Origin of the sequence: Spirillospora sp. CA-142024 (assembly GCF_050942325.1) — a bacterium.
Taxonomy (GTDB): Bacteria; Actinomycetota; Actinomycetes; order Streptosporangiales; family Streptosporangiaceae; genus Spirillospora.
This window is the reverse complement of record NZ_CP192077.1, coordinates 5,070,730-5,092,157: the sequence shown is the minus strand read 5'-3', so window position 1 is coordinate 5,092,157 and position 21,428 is coordinate 5,070,730. Positions and strand designations below refer to the sequence as shown.

The following is a 21,428-nucleotide window of genomic DNA, read 5'->3' as shown; positions in this document are numbered from 1 at the left end:
CTCGATCTTCCCCGACCCTATCCACCCGGCGCGCCGGCCTGCCCCGCCGCTTCTGACCGGCGGAAGGCCTCTTGCACGCCGGTCCCGCGGCCGGTGAACGACGCGGCCGGTGGACGACGCGTCCGTCAGGTGAAGCGGATGGCCTGCAGTTTGTCGGCGGCGTCGCGGTCGAGGACCGTGACGCCGGAGGCGGGCGGGAGGGGGCCGCCGCTGCGGGCGCGGGCGATGAGGGGACGCCAGCGGCGGCAGTGCCGGGCGAACGTGGTCGAGGTGGTGACGCGGCCGCGGGCGAACTGGCCGGCGCGCGCGGTCTCGGGGGCCACGTCGAGGAGGATCAGGTGCAGCCGGCCGCCGCGGCGGCGGGCCAGCCAGGCGAACAGGTGCAGGATGTGCGGCCAGGTGCCGCGCGTGTGGGCGACGACGCCGTGCCCGGCGACGATCGCCCGTCCGATGCGCCAGACGTGGGTGGACTGGACGATGGGCGTCCGCAGCCGCACCGGGACGGGCCGCAGGAACCGCGCCCACCAGTTGCGGGACTGGCGTGAGTCGATCACGCGGACGTCGCCCGCGCGCACCGGCTCCGTCTCGTCGCCGTTGAGCCCGTACAGGCGGTTGAGCAGTGTGCTCTTGCCCGCTCCCGGAAGGCCGGCGACCAGCACCAGGGAGCCCGCCGGGTAGCTCAGCGCGGGGCCCGGGTCCACCTCGTGGGGTTCGCGGATGGTCGCCTCCTGGGCTCGGGCCTGAAGTGTGTTGTGGCCAACGAACACCCAGCACCGCTTGTTCCGGGGCGACCTGGGAGGGTCACCAGCCGCGGGCGCGCCATTCCGGGATCGAGGGACGCTCCCGGCCGAGCGTCGAGTCCTTGCCGTGGCCCGGGTAGAACCAGGTGGCGTCGGGGAGCCGGTCGAAGACGCGCTCCTCCACGTCTGAGAGCAGCTGCTTGAAACGCGTCGGGTCGCCCCAGGTGTTGCCGACGCCGCCGGGGAACAGGCTGTCGCCGGTGAACAGGTGCGGGCGCTCGGCGAGCTCGCCGCCGGCGTCGTACAGCAGCGCGATCGAGCCGGGCGTGTGACCGCGCAGGTGGATGACGTCCAGGGACGCGTCGCCGACGGTGACGGTGTCGCCGTGGTCGACGGGTTCGGCGACCGGCTCCGGGAGGGGCGCGGCGTCGCGCGGGTGCGCCACGACGGGGGCGCCGGTGGCCCGCACCACCTCGCTCAGCGCCATCCAGTGGTCCTCGTGGCGGTGCGTGGTGACGATCCGCGCCAGGGGACCGTCGCCGATCAGCTCCAGCAGCCGGGACGCCTCGTTCGCCGCGTCGATGAGCAGCTGCTCGCCGGTCGCGGTGCAGCACAGGATGTAGGCGTTGTTGTCGTACGGGCCGACCGCCACCTTCGTGACCGTCAGCCCGGGCAGCTCCCGGACGTCCGGGCGTCCGCCCGCCTCGACGTTCCCGGTGTAGGTCATGGGTCCTCCCGTGGGTCGTTCGAAGACCATCTTCCATCATCGGCGCCCGCGATCTCCGGTACCCCGGGTACGTGGCGCGAATGAGTCACCAGACGCAGCCGAACCGTGCGCATACGGACGGACGTTCCCGTCTTGCCAGCGCAGTATGAGAAATGGAAGATCAGGATCGACCCCGTGAGGACGGTGAAGCGTTGGTAACCGCATTCCGTCCCGGACCGGACAGGGAGAAGCCCGAGGACCTCCTCGGGCACGCCTGCACACTGGTCCGGCTGTGCGGCCGGGACTCCGCCATCGCCGCGGTGTTCCTCGCCCTCGTGCTGGTCGGGACCGTCACCCGGCTGGCGGCCGGTCTGCCCGGCCTCGCCGCGCTGGCGCTGCTGCCGGTGCTGGCCGGCTCGTTCGCGATCTCGGCCGGCTACGCGGTCCGGTCGCGCCGGACGCTCGTGGCGGTGCTCGGCGAGGTGCGCGGCCGCACCGGCTCGCCCGTCGACCCGGGCGCGCCGTGGACGCCGTTCGCCTCGTCGGTCGCGCTGGACGACCGGGTCCGCGACGTGGAGCTGCGCCGGCTGCTGTCGGCGGCGCACCGCTGCGGGGAGCTGTCCTGGCAGGCCGTCGCCTGGGCGGTGGCCACCTCGGTGCTGTTCCTGTTCTGGACGCTGGCGGCGGCGATGGCGGGAGGATGACCGGGTGATCGGCGACGTTCGCGGCGGGGGGACGGCCCCGGGGTTCGCCCTGGACGTCCGGCCGGGCAGCTTCTGGGAGCGGCTGGCCCCCACCGACCGGCAGGCCCTGCGCGCCATGGGCCGGCGCACCGACATCCCGCCCGGCGGCATGCTGTGCCACCAGGGATCGGTCGCGCCGGCCGTCTACGTGGTGTTCAAGGCGTCGCCGCGGGCGGCGAGCAACGCGGTGGCCAAGGAGTTCGTGGACTCCAGCGACGGCGACGAGTCGATCATCGACCTGTTCGGGGCCGGGGACCTGGTCGGCGTCCTCGGCCCGTGGGGGCATCCGCAGCGCGGCACGGTCTCCGCGCTGGACCATGTCACGGCGCTGCGCGTGGACCGCGGCAAGTTCCGCAGCCTGCTGGCGGCCAGCCCGCAGGTCGCCGAGGCGATGATGCACGCGATCTCGGAGAGCGTCACCTACGGCGGCCGCCGCCACGCGGTGCGGGCGGCCGACCATCCGCAGCGGCTCGCCTACCACCTGCTGGAGCTCGCCCACCGGTTCGGTGAGCCGCGCCCCGGGCCCGGGACGCAGATCCCGCTGCGGCTCAGCCAGGCGGAACTGGCGAACTGGGCGGGGATCTCCCGCGAGACGCTGGTCCGGTGGTTCCGGATGTGGCGGTCGAAAGGGATCCTCGACCGGCGGGCCCGCCCGCTGACCGTGCTGGACATGGAGCGGCTGCGCCGCGCCGCCAGCCCGTGGGGGGACGAGTGGCCGGCCGCCGAACCCGAGCGGGGACCCGAGGCCGGGCGGGGACCGGAGGGGGACGCGGGGATCGCGGCGCGCGAGCCGGTGCGCCTGGACACCCCGGGCGGGGACACCCCGGGCGGACCGCCCGCGGTGCGCCTGCCCGCCGACAACCCCTACTTCGCGGGCCGGACGGTCAGCCTCGGCAAGCTGGACCTGCTGGTCGGCCAGTCGGTGTGGCCGCGCGCGGTGATCGTCCAGGGGATGGCCGGGGTCGGCAAGACCACCCTGGCGCTGCACTGGGCGCACCGGGTCGTCGACCGTTTCCCGGACGGTGTCCTGTTCGCCGACCTGCGCGGCACGTCCCGCAGCCCCGTCACCCCGGCGGAGGCGATGGGGCAGGTGCTGCGCGCGGCGGGCGTGCCCGGCGACCAGGTCCCGCGGACGGAGGCGGAGCTTGCGGCGCAGTGCCGGTCGCTGCTCGGCGACCGCCGCATGCTGCTGATCCTCGACAACGCCGTCCAGCCCGAGCAGGTCAGGCCGCTGCTGGCCGCCATGGTGTCCGGGCTGGTGGTCGTGACGAGCCGGCGGCGGCTGCCGGCCCTGCTCGAAGGCGCCGACATCCGGACGCTGGAACTGCGGGAGATGGCGACGCAGGAGGCGGTGGACCTCATCTCCAACGTGCTCGGGCCGGGGGACGCCCGCGTCCGGGACGAGCACCGGGCCGCCGTGCGGCTCGCCCGCGAGTGCGGCCACCTGCCGCTGGCGCTCGGCGTCATGGCCGGCCGGCTGGCCGAGAACCCCGGGGTGTCGATCGCCGGGACCGTCCGGGAGCTGGCCGCCCGGGACGTGCGGGACGCCGCGCCGTACGGACCGGGTCTCGCGGGGGCGGGCCTGGGCGACGGCGCGGCGCACGGCGCGTCCGGACCGGGGCTGAGCGCCGTCGTGAACCCGACGTTCGACGTCGCCTACCGGGGCCTGCGCCGCGGGCAGCGCCAGGCGTTCCGCAGGCTCGGCCTCGTCGCGGGTCCCGACTTCACGCCCACCGCCCTCGCCGCACTTCAGGACGGCACGGTGGACGAGGCCCGCGAATGCCTTGAGGGCCTGCGCCAGGCTTACCTGGTCCACGACGTCGGCCCGGACCGCTACCGGATGCACGACCTGCTCCGCGAGTTCTCCCGCGAGCGCGGGCTCCTTGAGGACTCCGACGGGGAGCTCCAGGCGGCGCAGCGGCGGCTCCTCGCCGGCTACCTCGCCGAGGCGCGCGAGGCGGGCGCCGCCCTGGCGGGCCGGCCCCGCCCCGCGACGCACAAGGGCGAGACTCGGGAACGTCCGTCCGGTGCCGAACGCGCGTCCGCGCTCGCCTGGTTCGAGGCCGAGCGGCGCAACCTGGTCGCCGCGGTGCACCAGGCCGCCCGGCTCGGCCTGCACCGGACGTGCTGGGAACTCGCCGACGCGCTCTTCGACTTCCAGGAGTTCCGCCGCTACAGCGAGGACAACATCGCCGTCCACCAGGTGGGCCTGCACGCTGCCCGCACGGAGGAGGACTGGGCTGCGGCGGCCGTCATGCTGCACAACCTGGCGATGGCGCACTTCGAGCTGGGCGGCTCCGTCGAGGCCATCGGGTACGGGGAGGACGCGCGGCGCGGGTTCCGGGCCGTCGACCCGCCCGACCGGTACGGGGAGGCCGCCACCCTGGCCACCCTGGCCGGCGTCCACGTGACGCTGGGCCGGTACCTGACGGCGATCGACCACGCGCGGCGCTCCCTCGACATCCACGAGCAGCTGCGGAACGACGCGGGCGCCGCGAAGAGCCGCAACACGCTCGCCCGCGCCCATCTGGGCCTCGGCGACTATGAGACGGCTCTGGAGCACGCCGCGAAGGCGCTCGGGGTCCGCCGCCGGATCGGAGACCAGGCGGGGGTGGCCGAGACCCTGCTGATCGTGGCCGGCGTCCACCGGCGGCAGGGAAACGTCCACGGTGCGGTGTCGCACGCGCTGGAGGGCCTGTCCATCCGGCAGGAGCTCGCCGACATGCACGGCGCGGCCGAGGCACTGACGGAACTGGCGCGGATGAACGCCACCCTCGGCCTCCGCGACATGGCACAGCAAGACGCCGAACAGGCACTCCGCACCTATCGCGCCCTCGGTGCGCGCCACGGGGAGGCGCGGGCGCTGACCACGCTCGGCATGCTCATGTGCGACGCCACCAGGTTCGCCGAGGCGTTCACCTACTGCGGGCAGGCGCTGCGCCTGCACCGTGACACCAGCGACCGGCACGGCGAGGCCGAGGCGCTCGCGCAGATCGGGATCGTCCACTGGCGCCTCGGACGGTACCGGGAGGCGCGCGAGCACCTGCTGCGCGCGCTGGAGATCCGGCGCGAGATCGGCGACCAGCACGGCGAGGCCAACGACCTGGAGCACCTGTCGGTGGTCATGCGCCGGCTCGGCCGCCACCAGGAGTCGTTCGTCCTCGGCCTGGAGGCCCTCGACCTGTGGCACCAGCTCGGCGCGCAGGGCGGGATGGCCGGGACGCTCGGCAGCCTGGCCCGCACCTACTCGCGGCTCGGCCTCCCCGAGGACGCCGAGCGCGCCGCCCGGCAGGCGCTGAGCATCCGCGAGTCCGGCGGCGACTGGTACGGACTCGGCGTCGGCATGGACACCCTCGCCGCCGTCCTGCGCCGCGCCGGCCGTCCCGAGGAGGCGCTGGAGCGGGAGCTGGAGGCGCTGCGCTTCCTCGGCGAGGTCGGCGACCGGCACAGCGAGGCCACCGGCCTGGTCCACCTCGCCGCCATCCACCTCGATCTCGGCCACGCCGACGAGGCGCTGGAGAACGGGCGGCGGGCGCTCGACCTGGCCGCCGAGCTCGGAGCCACCCGCGAGCAGGCGTACGCGCTGCACACGATGGCCAGCGCGTGCCGGCTGATCGGCAAGCACGCCCGCGCGGTGGAGCACGTGACCGGCGAGATCGTCATCCGCCGCGACATGGACGACCGGCGCGGGCTGCGGCAGGCCCTGGAACTGCTGCGCGACCTGCACCAGGCGCTCGGCGACCAGGCCGCGGCGGCGGACTGCGTCCGGCGCGTCCGCGCCCTCGACAACCTGCTTGAATCCGAAAGATCACTCGACATGTGACAAACGACGTAGTCCATCGGCGCAGCGCCGCGTTCACTGGACCACGGGCACCCGATCATGGGCTGCCGCGGTCCCGGCCCGGGGTCGGGTCCGGTGAGGAGGCGAGATGGAGACGACCCGGTTCTGGGACGCGCTGACCCCGCGCGCCCAGGAGGCGCTGCGGCAGGCGGGCGCCACCGTGGTGATCAGGCCGGGAAGGTTCCTGATGCGCGAGCACACCCGCGCGTCCCAGGTGTTCGTCCTTCGCTCCGGCGCGGTGAAGGTCTGGGTGGACCGGGCGGGCGAGATCGCCATCCTCGACGTCCTCGGGCCGGGCGACCTCGTCGGGGAGCTGGAGGCGGTGGACGGCGGCATCCGGCACGCCAACGTCGAGGCGGCGACCCGCGTCGAGGCCCTGGTGCTGCCCGCCGCACGGTTCCGCAGCGTCCTGGACGCCCACCCCGGCGCGGTGTGGGCCGTCGCCGCCGTCCTCGCCGAACGGCTCCGCGACTCCAACGAGCTGCGCGTCGCCCACTTCCCCGACGACCCCGAACGCCGCCTCGCCGGCCGGCTGCTGCGCCTGGTGGCGCGGTTCGGCTCCCCGGCCAAGGAGGAGCACCCGGACGGCGTGACCGAGGAGGGCGTCCTCGTGCGGGTGCCCGTGTCCCAGCAGGACCTCGGCCGCTGGGCCGGCATGGGCCGCAGGAAGGTCGCGCAGATCCTGGCGGCCGAGCCGGTCCGCGACGGCCTGACCGTCGCCCGGAGCGCGATCATCGTCCGCTCGGCGGACGTCCTGCACCGGCTCGCCGGCGACGACGACTAGAAGCCGGCCGGTTCGTGCGGCCAGGGCGGCGGCGCCGGCAGCGGCCCGTCGGGCCGGACGCCGACGCCCGCGCCGTCCGACCGGCCGCTCAGCCAGCCGAGCAGCGCCCGCGCGGATCCGGACGCCTCCGGGGCCCCGGGCGCCCAGCCGAGATCGGCGGTGTCCCCGGAGTCGGTCGCGGTGATCCGGTATCCGGCCAGCGCGCCCAGCGACTTCTCCGGCAGCGCCGCCATGTCCGCGAGCGTGGCGGCCGACGCCCACCGGACGTACGGCTCCGGCCAGTCGGCCGGTCCGTACCCGGCGGCGAGATCGACATGGTGCGCCTCCACCTCGTGCCAGCGCCGGAACACCGTGTACCAGGCGGGGTGCGGCCAGCCCAGCATCGCCTTCACCGGAGCGTTCCAAACGTCCTCGGGAAGCGTCCGGGCCTGCTCGGAGAACCGCGCCGCCGTGGCCAGGACGTCCTCGATCAGCTCGGGGCCGCTGCGTCCGGCGCCTTCGTCCAGCGCCGCGTTCCGCGCGTCCAGGCTCGCGTACTGAGGGATCTCGACGCCCGTCCGCGCCCCTTCGAGCAGATTCCACAGGGAGTCGGCGTTCCGCGCGATGTGCGTCGCCACATGCCCCCGGCTCCACCCGGGCAGCGCCGACTGCCCCCGCAGATCATCGTCGGTCAGCTTCCCCAGCGTCCCGGCGATGCGCTCCACGCCCGCGTCCACCTCGTCGATCACGTCGCGCCAGTCCATGACCGTTCCTCATCAGTTTTCAGGAGTGAGTCTTGCCCCCACATCCTGGCACTGCGCGCATCCCGAACGGTGCTGGGTGCACTGGTTCCCCGCGTTCTGGTTGTGCCCGTCCGGCGGCGTGCATCGTGTGCACGGTCCGTGACGGGGTGGCGGGGTCCCTCACGTCCTGGGGCACTGCGGCCAGCCTGGATGCTCCGATGCCTGTGCCCATCGCTCTGGTGGGTACGGGGCGGTGGCGTCCGTCGCCGGATCGCATGCCCGAGGGCGCGTCGCCCGATCGCGATGCTCGCCGCATCGTGCCGGGTCACCTTCCTGGTCTTGCCGGTCAGGGGCTCCCGCCAATGCTGGGAGCCCCATTTCGAGGTGTAGGCGGGGTCCACGGCCACGATCGCCACACCGGCCTCGGCGGCCATCGACACCAGCCGGGCCTTGAACTTCCCGGTCGGCATCCCGCAGATCAACTGTCGGAACCGTTTGCGGCGGCCGTGCTTCTCGCGGGTCTTGTCGGCGGTGAAGTCCAGATCCTCGATCGCGATCGCGGCCACCCCGCACTCTGTGGCCCAGTGCAGCAGGCGGGTGATGGCGTGCCGGATCTGGGCGTCGCGGCGGGTGGCCGGGCCGGACAGGTCATAACCGAACCGTCTGGGGTCGCCGATCGGGTTGCCGTGCCGGTCGAGCCGCCAGGCGGCAAGGTGGTCGGCGTTGGTGTCGACCCCGATCATGCCGCGGGCGCGTGCGGCGTGTAGTGGGATCGTCGGGACGGTGGCGCGTTGCCAGGACGCGGTCAGATACCAGCGGTCCCGTCCGGTATCCAGGTGGATGCGGTAGGCGACCGCCCGGTTCGCCTCGACCCGGTCGGCCCACTCGACGCCCCGATGGGCGAAGGCGACCCGGGCCGTCAGCACGTACCGGCCATGCTTGGCATTGGCCAGATGCGCCAGCGGGGCCGGCAACCGGATCGACACCTCCCCCTCGGGAGTGACGCGGATGGTCTCGTTACCGAATCGCTTGCCCGACTCGCCATCGGCCTGCAGGAACCAGCGCCGAGTCTCCCACTGGTCCCGCCATTGGGCTTCGGTGAGCCCGGCAGCCTCCAGATGATGCCGGGTGTTGAGCAATCTGCGGCTACCACGGACCACCCGCACGACTCCGGCGTTCCAGTCGGCGCGCCCGGTGGTGAGGCGGTCCCGCTGGACCCCCAGACGGCGCGACTTGGCGAACCACTCCTTCTTGGAGCGGTAACCGCCCGGCGCCCGCCGGGTGCCTTTTTGCCCGATCGGCAGCGACAGCCTGTGCTCCAGCGTGCGCACCCCAGCCTCAAGGGACTGGATGTGTGCGAGTTCGCCCCGGCGGGCCAGCGCCCACTGATCGTGCGTGTGCTTGGTGATGCTCCCGGCCCACCGCGCCGACGACTCCGCGGTCAGTTCCCGCTTGCGGGCTGCCCAGCGATCGGCGTCGTGGTCCAGGGCATCGGCGCAGCGGGCCCTCAGATCACGACCGGCCAGCGACCCCAGATGCGCGCCGACCAGCCGCAGCACCCGCTCATCCCCGGCCGACAGGCCCTTGAGCCGGTCACGCACCGCCACCCCCGACGGCCCGCCAGCCACGAACGTTGCAGCAACCGGTCTCAGCCGGTCCAGCACGCACCCGGCCACGTCCCTGGGCTTGCTCGCGGCTTGGGCCTCGATCCCGGTGTCGGTCTTGGCTGCGGGTTGGATCGGGGGCGTGTGGTGGTCGCGCGCGCTCGGGAAGGCAGGGCCCTCGGCGGCGCCCATCTCGCCACCGAGAACGGTACGCAACATGTCGGACACTCTACGTCACTTGATTCGAACCGCAATCGATATTGCCGGACGCGCCACCTCGCACCGGCCCGTCCGGTCGCCGCACAATATGATCATGGAGTTTCCGATCTGCGTGACCTGCGGGGTCCAGTACGGCGGTCCACGGGCGGACTGCCCCATCTGCGAGGACGAGCGGCAGTACGTGGGCTGGGACGGTCAGAAGTGGACCACCCTGGAGCGGCTGCGCGCCGATCACCGGGGCCGGGTCGCCGAGGAGGGCCTGGACGTCGTCGGGATCGGTGCCGAGCCGTCCACCGCGATCGGCCAGCGCGCCCTGCTCGTCCGCACGCCGTCCGGCAACGTCCTGTGGGACATGATCACTTACCTGGACGACGACCTGATCCGGCGGGTCGGCGAGCTCGGCGGCGTCTCGGCCATCGCGATCAGCCACCCGCACTTCTACGGCAGCATGATCGAGTGGGCGCACGCGTTCGACGCGCCCGTCTACATCCACGAGGCCGACCGGCGGTGGGTGGCGCGCCCGGACGACGCGGTGACCTTCTGGACGGGCGAGACCCACGAGCTGGCCGACGGTCTCACGCTGATCAACGCGGGCGTCCACTTCGACGGAGGCCAGGTCCTGCACTGGCGGGACGGCCGGGCGCTCTTCTCCGGCGACATCCTGACGGTCGTCAACGACCGCGACTGGGTGAGCTTCATGTACAGCTACCCGAACTTCATCCCGGAACGTCCCCGCACGATCCGCCGCGCCCTCCGCCTCATGGAGCCCTACGACTTCGACCGCGTCTACGGCGCCTGGTGGAAGAAGACCGTCCACACCGACGGCAAGAACGCCGTCCGCCGCTCCGCCGACCGCTACCTGTCCTTCGCCCTCGACGACGAGTAGCTCAGGAGATCGCCGCTTCGATCGCGGCCCGGTCCTGGTACTCGCGCCAGTGCACGATGCGCCCGTCCCGCGCCCGCAGCACCGTGACGAAGTTCGCGGACCCCCTCTTGCCCGTGCCGGGGACCGCTGCCACCAGTTCGTACTCGGCGACGATCACCTCGGGGTCGGCGGTCTCGTGCACCACCACATCGCGGAACTCCTCGAAGACGATCGGCAGCGCCGCGCGCCCCTCACGCAGCCTCGCCGCGATCGCGTCGCGCCCCTCGGAGCGCCGCTCCTGCCCGGCGGGCGCGAACGGCATCTCGATCACGACGTCCTCGGCGAGCATCTCCTCGTCCAGGCCGGCCCGCCCGGCGAGGGCGTTGCGCTGGAAGCGTGCGAACAGATCCTTCGGACTCTGTACGGGCATGGGTCATCCCTTCGAACTAAGATGAGTTGCGACTCACGTTCAGAAAATATGAGTCGCAACTCATCTTGTCAACGGACGGACGAATGACCCCGAGCAAGCCCCTGCGCGCCGACGCCCGGCGCAACCGCGCCCGCATCCTCGCCGCCGCCGAGGAGGTCTTCGCCGAGCGCGGCGCCTCCGCATCCACCGAAGAGGTCGCGGCCCGTGCCGGTGTCGCCATCGGCACGGTCTTCCGCCACTTCCCGGCCAAGCGCGACCTGCTCGCCGCGATCATGAAGGAGCTCCGGCGGCGGCTTGTCGACAGGGCCGAGACGCTCATCGCGGACGGCGACCCCGCCACTGCGTTCTTCGACTACTTCACGTACCTCGTCGAAAGCTCGGCCGAGATCGGCACCGTCGTGAGCCTCCTCGCCGAGGAGGGCACGTCCATCGAACCCGACGACCAGATCATGGCCCTCACACAGGCCTTCGGCAGGCTCCTGGAAGCCGCGCAACAGGCCGGCACCGCTCGCCCGGACGCACGCCTGGACGAGGTCATGGCCCTGGTGACCGCCACCACCCACGGCGCCCTGGCCGGGTCGTGGACCGACGACCTCCGCTGCCGAACCCTCGCCCTCGTCCTGGACGCCCTCCGCCCCCGTTGACGGTGCTCTGGGTGTTGTGGTGGCGGGGGGTGTTCGAACACGTGTACGGTGCGGTGGTGCCGTCCGGACCGGTGGGGACGGGCGGGTAGCGTCATGAAATGCAGCGGTGAGCGCCGCTGTTGAGGAGTCGGGGGATTCTGTCGTACCCCGTGGCTAGCCTTGAATCCGACCTGTATCTCCCTGTCGCCGCGCCCCAGAAGAGGAACCGGAAGAACGCCGTGCATGACCGACTCATCGTGCGTGGAGCACGCGAGCACAACCTGAAGGACGTCTCGCTCGACCTCCCGCGGGACTCCATGATCGTGTTCACCGGTCTGTCGGGTTCCGGGAAGTCGAGCCTGGCCTTCGACACGATCTTCGCCGAGGGCCAGCGCCGGTACGTGGAGTCGCTGTCGGCGTACGCCCGGCAGTTCCTCGGGCAGATGGACAAGCCCGACGTCGACTTCATCGAGGGGCTGTCCCCGGCGGTGTCGATCGACCAGAAGTCGACCAGCAAGAACCCCCGGTCGACGGTCGGGACGATCACCGAGGTGTACGACTACCTGCGGCTGCTCTACGCGCGGATCGGGCATCCGCACTGTCCCGAGTGCGGCCGGCCGATCAGCCGGCAGGCGCCGCAGCAGATCGTCGACCGGGTGCTGGAGCTGGACGAGGGCACCCGGTTCCAGGTGCTCGCGCCCGTCATCCGCGGGCGCAAGGGCGAGTACCTGGAGCTGTTCCGCGAGCTGCAGTCGAAGGGGTACTCGCGGGCGCTCGTCGACGGGCGGATGATCCGGCTGGACGAGCCGCCCAAGCTGAAGAAGCAGGAGAAGCACGACATCTCCGTCGTGGTCGACCGGCTCTCGGTGAAGGACTCCGCGCGGCAGCGGCTCGCCGACTCGGTGGAGACGGCGCTGGGCCTCGCCGGCGGCACGATCGTCCTCGACTTCGTCGACCTGCCCGAGGACGACGAGCACCGCACGCGGATGTACTCCGAGCACCTCTACTGCCCCTACGACGACCTGTCGTTCGAGGAGCTGGAGCCGAGGTCGTTCTCGTTCAACTCGCCGTACGGCGCGTGCCCGGACTGCACCGGTCTCGGGACGCGCATGGAGGTCGACTCCGAGCTCGTCGTCCCCGACGGGGAGCTGTCGCTGGGCGAGGGCGCCATCCAGCCGTGGTCGAACGGGCACGTGAGCGACTACTTCCTGCGCCTGCTGTCGGCCTTGGGCGATGCCATGGGGTTCGACCTGAACACGCCGTGGGACAAGCTGCCCGCCAAGGCGCGCAAGGCGGTCCTGAACGGGCACGAGACGCAGGTCCACGTCCGCTACAAGAACCGCTACGGCCGGACGAGGTCGTACTACACGTCCTACGAAGGCGTGATCCCCTACATCCAGCGGCGGCACGCCGAGTCCGAGAGCGACTCCAGCCGGGAGCGGTTCGAGGGCTACATGCGGGAGATCCCCTGCCCGACGTGCGAGGGCGCCCGGCTCAAGCCGGTCGTGCTGGCGGTCACCATGGGCGGGATGTCGATCGCCGAGGTCGCCTCGATGCCGATCGGCGAGGCGGCGAAGTTCCTCCTCGCGATGGAGCTGAGCGAGCGCGAGACGCACATCGCCGAGCGCGTCCTCAAGGAGATCAACGCCCGGCTCGGATTCCTGCTGGACGTCGGCCTCGACTACCTCACCCTCGACCGGGCGTCCGCGACGCTCGCCGGCGGGGAGGCGCAGCGCATCCGGCTGGCGACGCAGATCGGCTCCGGCCTGGTCGGCGTCCTCTACGTGCTGGACGAGCCGTCCATCGGCCTGCACCAGCGCGACAACCACCGGCTGCTGGAGACCCTGCTCCGGCTCCGCGACATGGGCAACACCCTGATCGTCGTCGAGCACGACGAGGACACCATCGCCGCGGCCGACTGGATCGTCGACATCGGCCCCCGCGCGGGCGAGCACGGCGGCGAGATCGTCGTGTCCGGCACCGTCGAGGACCTGAAGAAGTCCGACCGCTCCCTGACCGGCGCCTACCTCGACGGGCGCCGCGAGATCGCCGTCCCGCAGATCCGGCGGCCCCGCACCAAGGGCCGCGAGGTCACCGTCAAGGGCGCCCAGCAGAACAACCTGCGCGACGTTGACGTCGCGTTCCCGCTCGGCGTCCTCACCGCGGTGACGGGCGTGTCGGGCTCCGGCAAGTCGACGCTGGTCAACGACATCCTGTACAGCTCGCTCGCCAAGAAGCTGAACGGGGCGAAGACCGTTCCCGGCAAGCACAAGCGCGTCAACGGCGTCGACCAGCTCGACAAGGTCGTGCACGTCGACCAGTCGCCGATCGGCCGCACCCCGCGGTCCAACCCGGCGACCTACACCGGGGTGTTCGACCACATCCGCAAGCTGTTCGCGCAGACGACCGAGGCGAAGGTGCGCGGCTACCAGCCGGGCCGGTTCTCCTTCAACGTCAAGGGCGGCCGCTGCGAGAACTGCTCCGGCGACGGCACCATCAAGATCGAGATGAACTTCCTGCCGGACGTCTACGTCCCGTGCGAGGTCTGCCACGGCGCCCGCTACAACCGGGAGACCCTGGAGGTCCACTACAAGGGCAAGACGATCTCCGAGGTGCTCGACATGCCGATCGAGCAGGCCACCGAGTTCTTCGAGCCGATCAAGGCGATCCACCGCCATCTGAACACGCTCAACGACGTCGGCCTCGGCTACGTCCGGCTCGGCCAGCCCGCCCCCACCCTGTCCGGCGGCGAGGCGCAGCGCGTCAAGCTGGCGTCCGAACTGCAGAAGCGCTCCACCGGCCGCACCATCTACGTGCTGGACGAGCCGACCACCGGCCTGCACTTCGAGGACATCCGCAAGCTCCTCGGCGTCCTGAACGGCCTGGTGGACAAGGGCAACACGGTGATCGTCATCGAGCACAACCTGGACGTCATCAAGACCGCCGACTGGATCATCGACATGGGCCCCGAGGGCGGCTCACGCGGCGGCACCGTCGTCGCCTCCGGCACCCCCGAGGACATCGCCAAGGTGGACGCCAGCCACACCGGCCAGTTCCTCCAGAAGATCCTGGACTAGTGGCCGGCGGGACGCTGTGGGAGGACCGGGAGCCCCGGCACTCCTACGACGTCGTGATCGTCGGCGCGGGCGGGCACGGGCTCGCCACCGCCTACTACCTGGCCCGCGACCACGGCATCACCGACGTCGCCGTCCTCGAACGCGGATGGCTCGCGGGCGGCAACATGGCCCGCAACACCACGATCATCCGCTCCAACTACCTCTGGGACGAGAGCGCCGCCATCTACGAGCACTCCCTGCGGCTCTGGGAGGGCCTGGAGGACGACCTCGGCCACGACCTGAAGTTCAGCCCGCGGGGCGTCCTCAACCTCGCGCACAACCTCCCGGACGTGCGCGAGGGCGTCCGGCGCGTCAACGCGAACCGGCTGAACGGGGTCGACGCCGAATGGCTCACCCCCGGGGACATCAAGCAGCTGGTCCCGATCCTGGACACGAGCCCGTCGGTGCGGTTCCCCGTCCTCGGCGGGACGTTCCAGCCGCGCGGCGGCATCGCCCGGCACGACCAGGTCGCCTGGGCGCTGGCGGGGGCGGCGCACGAGCGCGGCGTCCACCTGATCCAGAGCTGCGAGGTGACCGGTTTCTGCCGTACCGCCGGTGGTGCGGTGACCGGGGTGGAGACCTCCCGCGGTCTCATAGCCGCGGGGCGGGTCGCGTTGTGCGCGGCCGGGCACACCTCCGTGCTCGCCGACATGCTCGGCTTCCGGCTGCCGCTGCAAAGCCACCCTCTGCAGGCGCTCGTGTCGGAACTGCTGGAACCGGTCCTCGACACCGTCGTGATGTCGAACGCCGTGCACGTGTACGTCAGCCAGGCTCACAAGGGAGAGCTGGTCATGGGGGCCGGCATCGACGCGTACAACGGCTACGGGCAGCGCGGGTCGTTCCACCTCATCGAGCAGCAGATCGCGGCGGCGGTGGAGCTCTTCCCCCTCTTCGCGCGAGCGCACGTCCTGCGGACTTGGGGCGGCATCGTGGACGTCTCCCCGGACGCCTCACCCATCATCGGGCCGGCACCCGTGCAGAACGTCTTCATCAACTGCGGCTGGGGGACGGGAGGTTTCAAAGCCACGCCCGGGGCCGGACACGTGTACGCCGACACCATCGCCCATGCACGTCCGCACCCTCTCGCGGAGCCGTTCGGGCTGGAACGCTTCACGACCGGCGCGCTCATTGACGAACATGGTGCAGCCGCCGTCGCGCACTAGGGAGGAACCCGTGCTGCTCATCCCTTGCCCATGGTGCGGAGACCGCGACGAGGTGGAGTTCCACTACGGGGGACAGGCGCACGTGGCGTATCCAGCCGACCCCGAAGCATCGGACGATGCCGCCTGGGCCGACTACGTGTTCATGCGCGACAACTCGAAAGGATGGTTCCGCGAGCGGTGGATGCACAGCGCGGGCTGCCGCCGCTGGTTCAATGTGCTCCGCCACACCGTCACGTACGAGATCGCGGGTTCGTACCGTCCCGGAGACGTCCCGCCAGGGGCCGCTTCGTGACCGGACTCTTCCGCGTCGCGTCGGGTGGCTCGCGTATCGACCGTTCACGCACGCTCAGCTTCACCTTCGACGGAAGGTCGTACACCGCGCATCCCGGGGACACCCTGGCGTCCGCGCTGCTCGCCCATGGGGTTCGCATCGTCGCGCACGGCCCGTACACGGGCCGCCCGCGCGGCGTCTACAGCGCGGGTGCCGAGGAGCCGAACGCGTTCGTCCAGGTGGAGTCGGGGCTTGGAGAGCCGATGGTGCGGGCGACGCGCCTGGAGGTCCACGACGGGCTGGAGGTCTCGTCCCTGGCCGGACGCGGGCGGCTCCCGGACGGCCCCGACACCGGCCGCTACGACAAGACGTACGCCCACTGCGATGTGCTGGTGATCGGCGGAGGGGCGTCCGGTCGCGCGGCGGCCAGGGACGCGGCCGAGGCCGGCGACCGGGTCATCATCGCCGACGACCGTCCCGGCATCGGGATCGAGGCGTCCGATGAGCTGACCGTACTGCCCCGCACGACGGTGACCGGCTATTACGACCACGGATTCTTCGTGGCCGTCGAGCGCCGCACCGACCACCTGGGCGAGGCCGCTCCCGCCCGCACGGCCCGGCGGCGGCTCTGGCACATCCGGGCGCGGCGGGCCGTGCTGGCGACCGGCGTCCTGGAACGTCCCCTCCTGTTCCCGGACAACGATCGTCCAGGGATCATGCTCGCCGGGGCCGCGGCCGCCCACGTCCGGCGCTACGGCGTCCTCCCCGGCCGCGCGGCCGTCGTCTTCGCCGCCCACGACGGCGCCCTGCGAGCAGCGCTCGATCTTCTGGACGCCGGCGTGGAGATCGCGTGCGTCGCCGACCTCAGGCCGTCGGCGGGCCCGCTCGGCGAGCGGCTCAGGGCACGCGGCGTCACCGTCCGCGAAGGGCAGGCCGTCACCGGCACGGAGGCCGACGCCGCCGGAGTCCTCACCGCGGCCCGCATAGGGGACGACCTCGTGCCCTGCGGCCTGCTCGCCGTCTCCGGCGGCTGGAACCCGGATCTGCACCTGTACACCCAGGCCGGCGGACGCACCCGCTGGTCCGCAGAGCACGCGGCCTTCGTTCCGGACGAGCCGCCCCGCCCGCGCATGGACGTCGTCGGTTCGGCGGGCGGCATACCGGGCGAGGCGGCGGGCCACGTCCCCGACGGCGCCGACGAGCGGGTCTTCGTCGACCTGCACCGCGACGCCACCCTCGCCGACGTGCGCGGGGCGCTCCACGCCGGCATGACGTCGAACGAGCACGTCAAGCGGTACACGACGATCGGGACGGGCGCCGACCAAGGGCGCACCTCCGGCGTCCCCGCGCCCGAGGCGGTGGCGCGGCTCCTCGGCCGCGCGCCCGGCGAGATCGGCACCACGACGCAGCGCCCGCCCGTCGAGCCGATCCCGTTCGCCGTGCTGGCCGGACGCGACCGCGGCGACCTGCTCGCCCCCGTCCGCCGGACCCCCATGCACGCCTGGCACGAGGAGCACGGCGCCGTCTTCGAGGACGTCGGCGAGTGGAAACGCCCCTGGTACTACCCGCGCCCCGGCGAGCCGGCGGGCGACGCGGTGCTGCGCGAATGCCGGACGGTCCGCTCCCGCGCCGGCGCCCTCGACGCCTCCACCCTCGGGAAGATCGACGTCCAGGGCCCCGACGCCGCCGCGTTCCTCGACCGGATCTACACCGGCCGGATCTCGACGCTCGCGCCCGGCCGCTGCCGCTACGGCGTGATGTGCGGCACCGACGGGATGATCTTCGATGACGGGGTGGTGGCGCGGCTCGGCCCCGACCGGTTCCACCTCACCACCACCACCGGGAACGCCGCCCGCGTCCTGGACTGGCTGGAGGAGTGGCTGCAGACCGAGTGGCCGGACCTGCGCGTCCGGTGCACGTCCGTCACCGACCAGTGGGCCGTCGTCGCACTCGCCGGTCTCCGCTCGCGGGACGTCCTGACCGCCCTCGCCCCCGGGCTCGACGCCGGCGCGTTCCCGTTCATGTCCCTGCGCGAGGCCGATGTCGCGGGCCTCCCCGCCCGCATCTTCCGGATCAGCTACAGCGGGGAGCTCGGCTACGAGATCAACGTCCCGTCCTGGCACGGCCTTGCGCTCTGGGAGGCCGTCATGGCGGCGGGCGAACCGCACGGCATCGCCCCTTACGGTACCGAGACCATGCAAGTCCTGCGCGCCGAGAAGGGCTACATCGTCGCGGGCCAGGACACCGACGGCACCGTCACCCCGCACGACGCCGGCCTCGGCTGGGCCGTGGAGCCCGGCGGCGGCTGGATCGGGCACCGCTCGCTGCGGCGCCCCGACACCGCCCGCGCCGGACGCAAGCGCCTCGTCGGGCTGCGGCCGCACGATCCCGACGTCGTCATCGCCGAGGGCGCGCAGCTGGTCGCCGAGCCGCCGCCCGCCGAGATCACGCGTCCGATCCCGATGCTCGGCCACGTCACCTCGTCCTACCGGGGGACGGTCGGCTCGTTCGCGCTCGCCCTCCTGCGGGACGGCCTGGAGCGGGAGGGCGACACCCTCTACGCCATCGACTCCGGACGCATGGACAGGGTCATCGTGACGCATCCCGTGCACTACGACAGGGAAGGAGCCCGCCGTGACGGCGACGGCTGAGGGACGGGCACCGCGCAGCGCCGTCGCCCACCTGGCGCCGGACTTCCCCGACCGTCCCGGCGGCGCGGTCCGGCTCCGCGAGGTCGCGTTCCCCGCCCAGATCGAACTGCGCCTCGACGACGAGGACGCCGGGTCGTTCGGCCCCCGGGCCGGCCGGCTCCTCCGCTGCGACATTCCCGCTCCAGGTCACGTCACGGGTGGCGGTGACCCCCACGTTCTGTGGCTCGGGCCGGGCTGGTTCCTGGTCATGGTCCGTCCCGGCAGCGCGCACGGCCTCCTCGCCGGACTGGAGGACGCCCTCGGCGCCGACGGCGGCGGCGTCCGCGGCTCGGCGGTGGACGTGTCGGCGGCCCGCACCGTCCTGAACCTGTCCGGCCCGAGCGCGCGTGCGGTGCTGGCCCACGGCTGCCCGCTCGACCTGCACCCGAGCAGGTTCGGGCCCGGCCACTGCGCGCAGACCGTCCTGGCCCAGGCGCAGGTGATCCTGCACCGGACGGACGCCGCCAACTACCGGATTCTCGTCCGGACCTCCTACGCCGACTATCTCGCCCGCTGGCTCCTCGATGCGATGACCGAGTACGTCTAGCGGGCGGGTCGATGCGGGACTGATGGGCCCGTCCACCAAGATGGAGCCATGGGAGAAAACGTGACGCCCGAGGCCGGACGGGGCGCCGGGGACGGCGGGATCGGCCGGCGCGCCGTGCTCTACGGCGGAGCCGGGGCCGTCGGCGCCGCCGCGCTCGCCGGATGCGGGGCGGGGGGCGGCGGGGCCAAGTCCGCCGCGGACCTGAAGGGCAAGGAGATCGCGAAGGTCGCCGACGTCCCGGTCGGCGGCGGCAAGGTCTACGGGGACGAGAAGGTCGTGGTGACGCAGCCTGCCCAGGGCTCGTTCAAGGCGTTCACGGCGGTGTGCCCCCACCAGGGCTGCACGGTGGGCAGTGTGGCCGGCGGACTCATCAAGTGCCCCTGCCACGGCAGCGAGTTCAAGGCCGCGGACGGATCGGTGCAGCGCGGCCCGGCGAAGGAGCCGCTCAAGGAGTACCCGGTGCAGGTCAAGGGCGACGGCATCGTCGTCACCTGATCAACGTTTTGGTTCCGGTTTGAACCAACTCGCTCGCGCATCCGTGCTTCCTGGTGACGTACAGGAACCGAAGGTCACCGGAGGGGCGAGCATGCCACAGAAGTCCGAGACGCAGGCGGACGGGACGGAGCAGAAGCCGGGGGAGACACCGGCCGGAGGCACCCGCAGAGGACTTCTCATCGGGGTCGGGCTCGCGGGCGTGGCCGGGCTGGCGGCGGCCTGCGGCGACTCCGGCGGCGACGACGCGGGCGGCTCCGGCGGCTCGGGCGGGGACTCGGGCGGCTCCGGCGGCGAGGCACTGGCGTCGGCGAGCGAGATCCCGGTCGGCGGCGGCAAGGTCTTCGAGGACGCCAAGGTCGTCGTCTGCCAGCCCCAGCAGGGCCAGTTCACGGCGTTCTCCGCCACCTGCACCCACCGGGGGTGCAGCGTCGGGTCCGTGTCCGGCGGCACGATCAACTGCCCGTGCCACGGCAGCAAGTTCAAGATCACCGACGGGTCGGTGGTGAACCCGCCCGCCGACAAGCCGCTGGAGGAGAAGAAGGTCACCGTCCAGGGCGGCAAGATCACGCTCGCCTGAGCGGCATGCCGTGCGACGGGCCGTCCTCCCGGGGGACGGCCCGTCCGCCGTCCGCGTGCCGTCCCTCCGCGGCGCCGTCCACCGCGACGTCGGAGTCCGGCGCGGGCTCGGCGTCGTCCGCGACCGGGGCGGGGTCGACGCGGAACCGGGGGAGTGCCTCGGGATGGCGGTCGCGGATGTGGGAGACCAGGTGCTCCCGGACGTCGCAGCGCAGGTCCCAGGTGCTCGCCGAGTCGGCGGCGCTCATCAGCGCGCGGAGCTTGACGACGCCGTTCGGCAGGACGTCCACCACCTGCAGCATCCACTCCCGCCGGTCCCACAGCGGGTTCTCCTTCAGTGCCGTGTAGAGCTCGGCGCGCAGCTCCTCGACCGGCACCGTCCAGTCCACGTGCAGCTCCACCGAGCCGAGAAGCCGGCTGGAGTGCCGGGTCCAGTTCTCGAACGGCTGCTCGGTGAAATGCGACACCGGGAAGATCATCCGCCGGTCGTCCCACAGCTGCAGCACCACGTAGGAGAGGGTCAGCTCCTCGACCCGTCCCCAGATGCCGTCCGTGACGACGACGTCGTCCAGCCGCAGCGCGTCGCTGAACGCCAGCTGCAGCCCGGCGAGCAGGTTGCCGAGCGTCGGCCGCGCCGCGATTCCGACGACCAGCCCGGCGACGCCCGCCGAGGCCAGCACCCCGGCGCCGACGGCCCGCACCGCCGGGAACGTGAACAGCGCCGCGCCGACGGCGAGGATCACGATGATCACCGCCGCGATCCGGCGCAGCAGCAGCATCTGCGTGCGGGCCCGCCTGGCCCGCCGGTTGCGTTCCCCCTCGATGCGCATCAGCCGCGCCAGCGGCGGGTCGCTCAGGGCGTAGCCGATCCGCAGCACGAGCCAGGTGGTGGCGCCGATGGCCGCGATCCGCAGCGCGTGCCGGACCGCGCCCTCCGACTGGTCGCCGATCAACTGGTACGGCATCGCGGTGCTCGAACTCGTCACCGTCGCGAACGCGAACGCCGGCGCGGCGCAGCGCCGGGCCACCCGGCCGGCGCCCGGCCAGCGCGCGGACAACCGGCCGGCGAGCAGCCGCCGGCCCCCTTCCACGATGATCACGGATGTGGCGGTGACGACCGCCAGGACGATCCATGCCCAGAACGCGGACACCTGCGCAACGACCCCCTTCCGGCTGTGCCGAACGTCTGCTCGACCTGCGCCTGCCCTTCTCTTTCCGATCAATTTACGGTCATCCAGGCTCAAAGGGGAGATCTACGTCACCTTCGGGCGCGCCGGGCCGCGGGGCGGAACG

At 72.5% G+C, this 21,428-nt stretch carries 18 protein-coding genes; 12 read left to right on the top strand and 6 right to left on the bottom strand.

Features of this window, described 5'->3' with window-relative positions:
• Positions 1 to 125 precede the first annotated feature (125 nt).
• Together ACQPZP_RS24550 and ACQPZP_RS24545 are read right to left on the bottom strand one after the other, a co-directional pair.
• Positions 126 to 767 carry an ATP-binding protein gene (locus tag ACQPZP_RS24550; protein WP_433472067.1) on the bottom strand — a complete coding sequence of 214 codons (642 nt, stop codon included), beginning with the start codon at positions 765 to 767 and terminating at the stop codon, positions 126 to 128.
• Positions 768 to 801: 34 nt separating this feature from the next.
• Positions 802 to 1,467 carry an MBL fold metallo-hydrolase gene (locus tag ACQPZP_RS24545; protein ID WP_433472066.1) on the bottom strand — a complete coding sequence of 222 codons (666 nt, stop codon included), beginning with the start codon at positions 1,465 to 1,467 and terminating at the stop codon, positions 802 to 804.
• A gap of 191 nt (positions 1,468 to 1,658) precedes the next feature.
• Here ACQPZP_RS24545 and ACQPZP_RS24540 point away from each other — a divergent pair, with 191 nt between their 5' ends.
• The 3 genes from ACQPZP_RS24540 to ACQPZP_RS24530 all read left to right on the top strand — a co-directional run bounded on the left by ACQPZP_RS24540 (position 1,659) and on the right by ACQPZP_RS24530 (position 6,814).
• On the top strand, positions 1,659 to 2,150 hold the full coding sequence (locus ACQPZP_RS24540) for a hypothetical protein (protein ID WP_433472065.1): 492 nt from the start codon (positions 1,659 to 1,661) through the stop codon (positions 2,148 to 2,150).
• A gap of 4 nt (positions 2,151 to 2,154) precedes the next feature.
• Positions 2,155 to 6,012 carry a tetratricopeptide repeat protein gene (locus ACQPZP_RS24535; protein ID WP_433472064.1) on the top strand — a complete coding sequence of 1,286 codons (3,858 nt, stop codon included), beginning with the start codon at positions 2,155 to 2,157 and terminating at the stop codon, positions 6,010 to 6,012.
• A gap of 106 nt (positions 6,013 to 6,118) precedes the next feature.
• Positions 6,119 to 6,814, top strand: coding sequence for a Crp/Fnr family transcriptional regulator (locus ACQPZP_RS24530; protein WP_433472063.1), 696 nt, complete (start codon positions 6,119 to 6,121; stop codon positions 6,812 to 6,814).
• Here the strand turns inward: ACQPZP_RS24530 and ACQPZP_RS24525 are convergent.
• Positions 6,811 to 7,557, bottom strand: coding sequence for a maleylpyruvate isomerase family mycothiol-dependent enzyme (locus ACQPZP_RS24525; RefSeq protein ID WP_433472062.1), 747 nt, complete (start codon positions 7,555 to 7,557; stop codon positions 6,811 to 6,813). The genes ACQPZP_RS24530 and ACQPZP_RS24525 overlap by 4 nt on opposite strands.
• Positions 7,539 to 9,332, bottom strand: coding sequence for an IS200/IS605 family accessory protein TnpB-related protein (locus tag ACQPZP_RS24520; protein WP_433472061.1), 1,794 nt, complete (start codon positions 9,330 to 9,332; stop codon positions 7,539 to 7,541). Before ACQPZP_RS24520 ends, ACQPZP_RS24525 begins: the two co-directional genes overlap by 19 nt.
• A gap of 121 nt (positions 9,333 to 9,453) precedes the next feature.
• Between ACQPZP_RS24520 and ACQPZP_RS24515 the strand changes: the two genes are divergently transcribed.
• A complete protein-coding gene (locus ACQPZP_RS24515) occupies positions 9,454 to 10,245 on the top strand; it encodes an MBL fold metallo-hydrolase (RefSeq protein WP_433472060.1) in 792 nt (263 codons plus the stop codon).
• Between the two features lies 1 nt (position 10,246).
• Here ACQPZP_RS24515 and ACQPZP_RS24510 read toward each other — a convergent pair whose 3' ends face one another.
• Positions 10,247 to 10,654: a nuclear transport factor 2 family protein gene (locus tag ACQPZP_RS24510; protein ID WP_433472059.1), complete on the bottom strand. Its 408-nt coding sequence runs from the start codon at positions 10,652 to 10,654 to the stop codon at positions 10,247 to 10,249.
• Positions 10,655 to 10,737: 83 nt separating this feature from the next.
• Between ACQPZP_RS24510 and ACQPZP_RS24505 the strand changes: the two genes are divergently transcribed.
• The 8 genes from ACQPZP_RS24505 (at position 10,738) to ACQPZP_RS24470 (ending at position 20,136) form a co-directional block, all read left to right on the top strand.
• Positions 10,738 to 11,298 (top strand): TetR/AcrR family transcriptional regulator, encoded by a 561-nt coding sequence (locus ACQPZP_RS24505; protein WP_433472058.1) that lies wholly within the window; start codon positions 10,738 to 10,740, stop codon positions 11,296 to 11,298.
• Between the two features lie 218 nt (positions 11,299 to 11,516).
• Entirely contained in the window at positions 11,517 to 14,354 is a 2,838-nt protein-coding gene (gene uvrA, locus ACQPZP_RS24500) for an excinuclease ABC subunit UvrA (RefSeq protein ID WP_433472057.1), read from the top strand.
• Positions 14,354 to 15,556, top strand: coding sequence for a sarcosine oxidase subunit beta family protein (locus ACQPZP_RS24495; RefSeq protein ID WP_433472056.1), 1,203 nt, complete (start codon positions 14,354 to 14,356; stop codon positions 15,554 to 15,556). Before uvrA ends, ACQPZP_RS24495 begins: the two co-directional genes overlap by 1 nt.
• Before the next feature lie 10 nt (positions 15,557 to 15,566).
• Positions 15,567 to 15,848 carry a sarcosine oxidase subunit delta gene (locus ACQPZP_RS24490; RefSeq protein ID WP_433472055.1) on the top strand — a complete coding sequence of 94 codons (282 nt, stop codon included), beginning with the start codon at positions 15,567 to 15,569 and terminating at the stop codon, positions 15,846 to 15,848.
• The gene (locus ACQPZP_RS24485; RefSeq protein WP_433472054.1) at positions 15,845 to 18,478 is read left to right on the top strand and encodes a 2Fe-2S iron-sulfur cluster-binding protein; all 2,634 of its coding nucleotides are present in this window, start codon (positions 15,845 to 15,847) and stop codon (positions 18,476 to 18,478) included. The genes ACQPZP_RS24490 and ACQPZP_RS24485 overlap by 4 nt, the downstream gene beginning before the upstream one ends.
• Entirely contained in the window at positions 18,462 to 19,064 is a 603-nt protein-coding gene (locus ACQPZP_RS24480; RefSeq protein WP_433472053.1) for a sarcosine oxidase subunit gamma, read from the top strand. Before ACQPZP_RS24485 ends, ACQPZP_RS24480 begins: the two co-directional genes overlap by 17 nt.
• A 48-nt stretch (positions 19,065 to 19,112) precedes the next feature.
• The gene (locus ACQPZP_RS24475; RefSeq protein WP_433472052.1) at positions 19,113 to 19,559 is read left to right on the top strand and encodes a Rieske (2Fe-2S) protein; all 447 of its coding nucleotides are present in this window, start codon (positions 19,113 to 19,115) and stop codon (positions 19,557 to 19,559) included.
• Between the two features lie 91 nt (positions 19,560 to 19,650).
• A complete protein-coding gene (locus ACQPZP_RS24470; protein ID WP_433472051.1) occupies positions 19,651 to 20,136 on the top strand; it encodes a Rieske (2Fe-2S) protein in 486 nt (161 codons plus the stop codon).
• On the opposite strand, the gene ACQPZP_RS24465 is transcribed toward ACQPZP_RS24470, so the two are convergent.
• Positions 20,123 to 21,286, bottom strand: coding sequence for a mechanosensitive ion channel family protein (locus ACQPZP_RS24465; protein WP_433472050.1), 1,164 nt, complete (start codon positions 21,284 to 21,286; stop codon positions 20,123 to 20,125). The genes ACQPZP_RS24470 and ACQPZP_RS24465 overlap by 14 nt on opposite strands.
• Positions 21,287 to 21,428 lie beyond the last annotated feature (142 nt).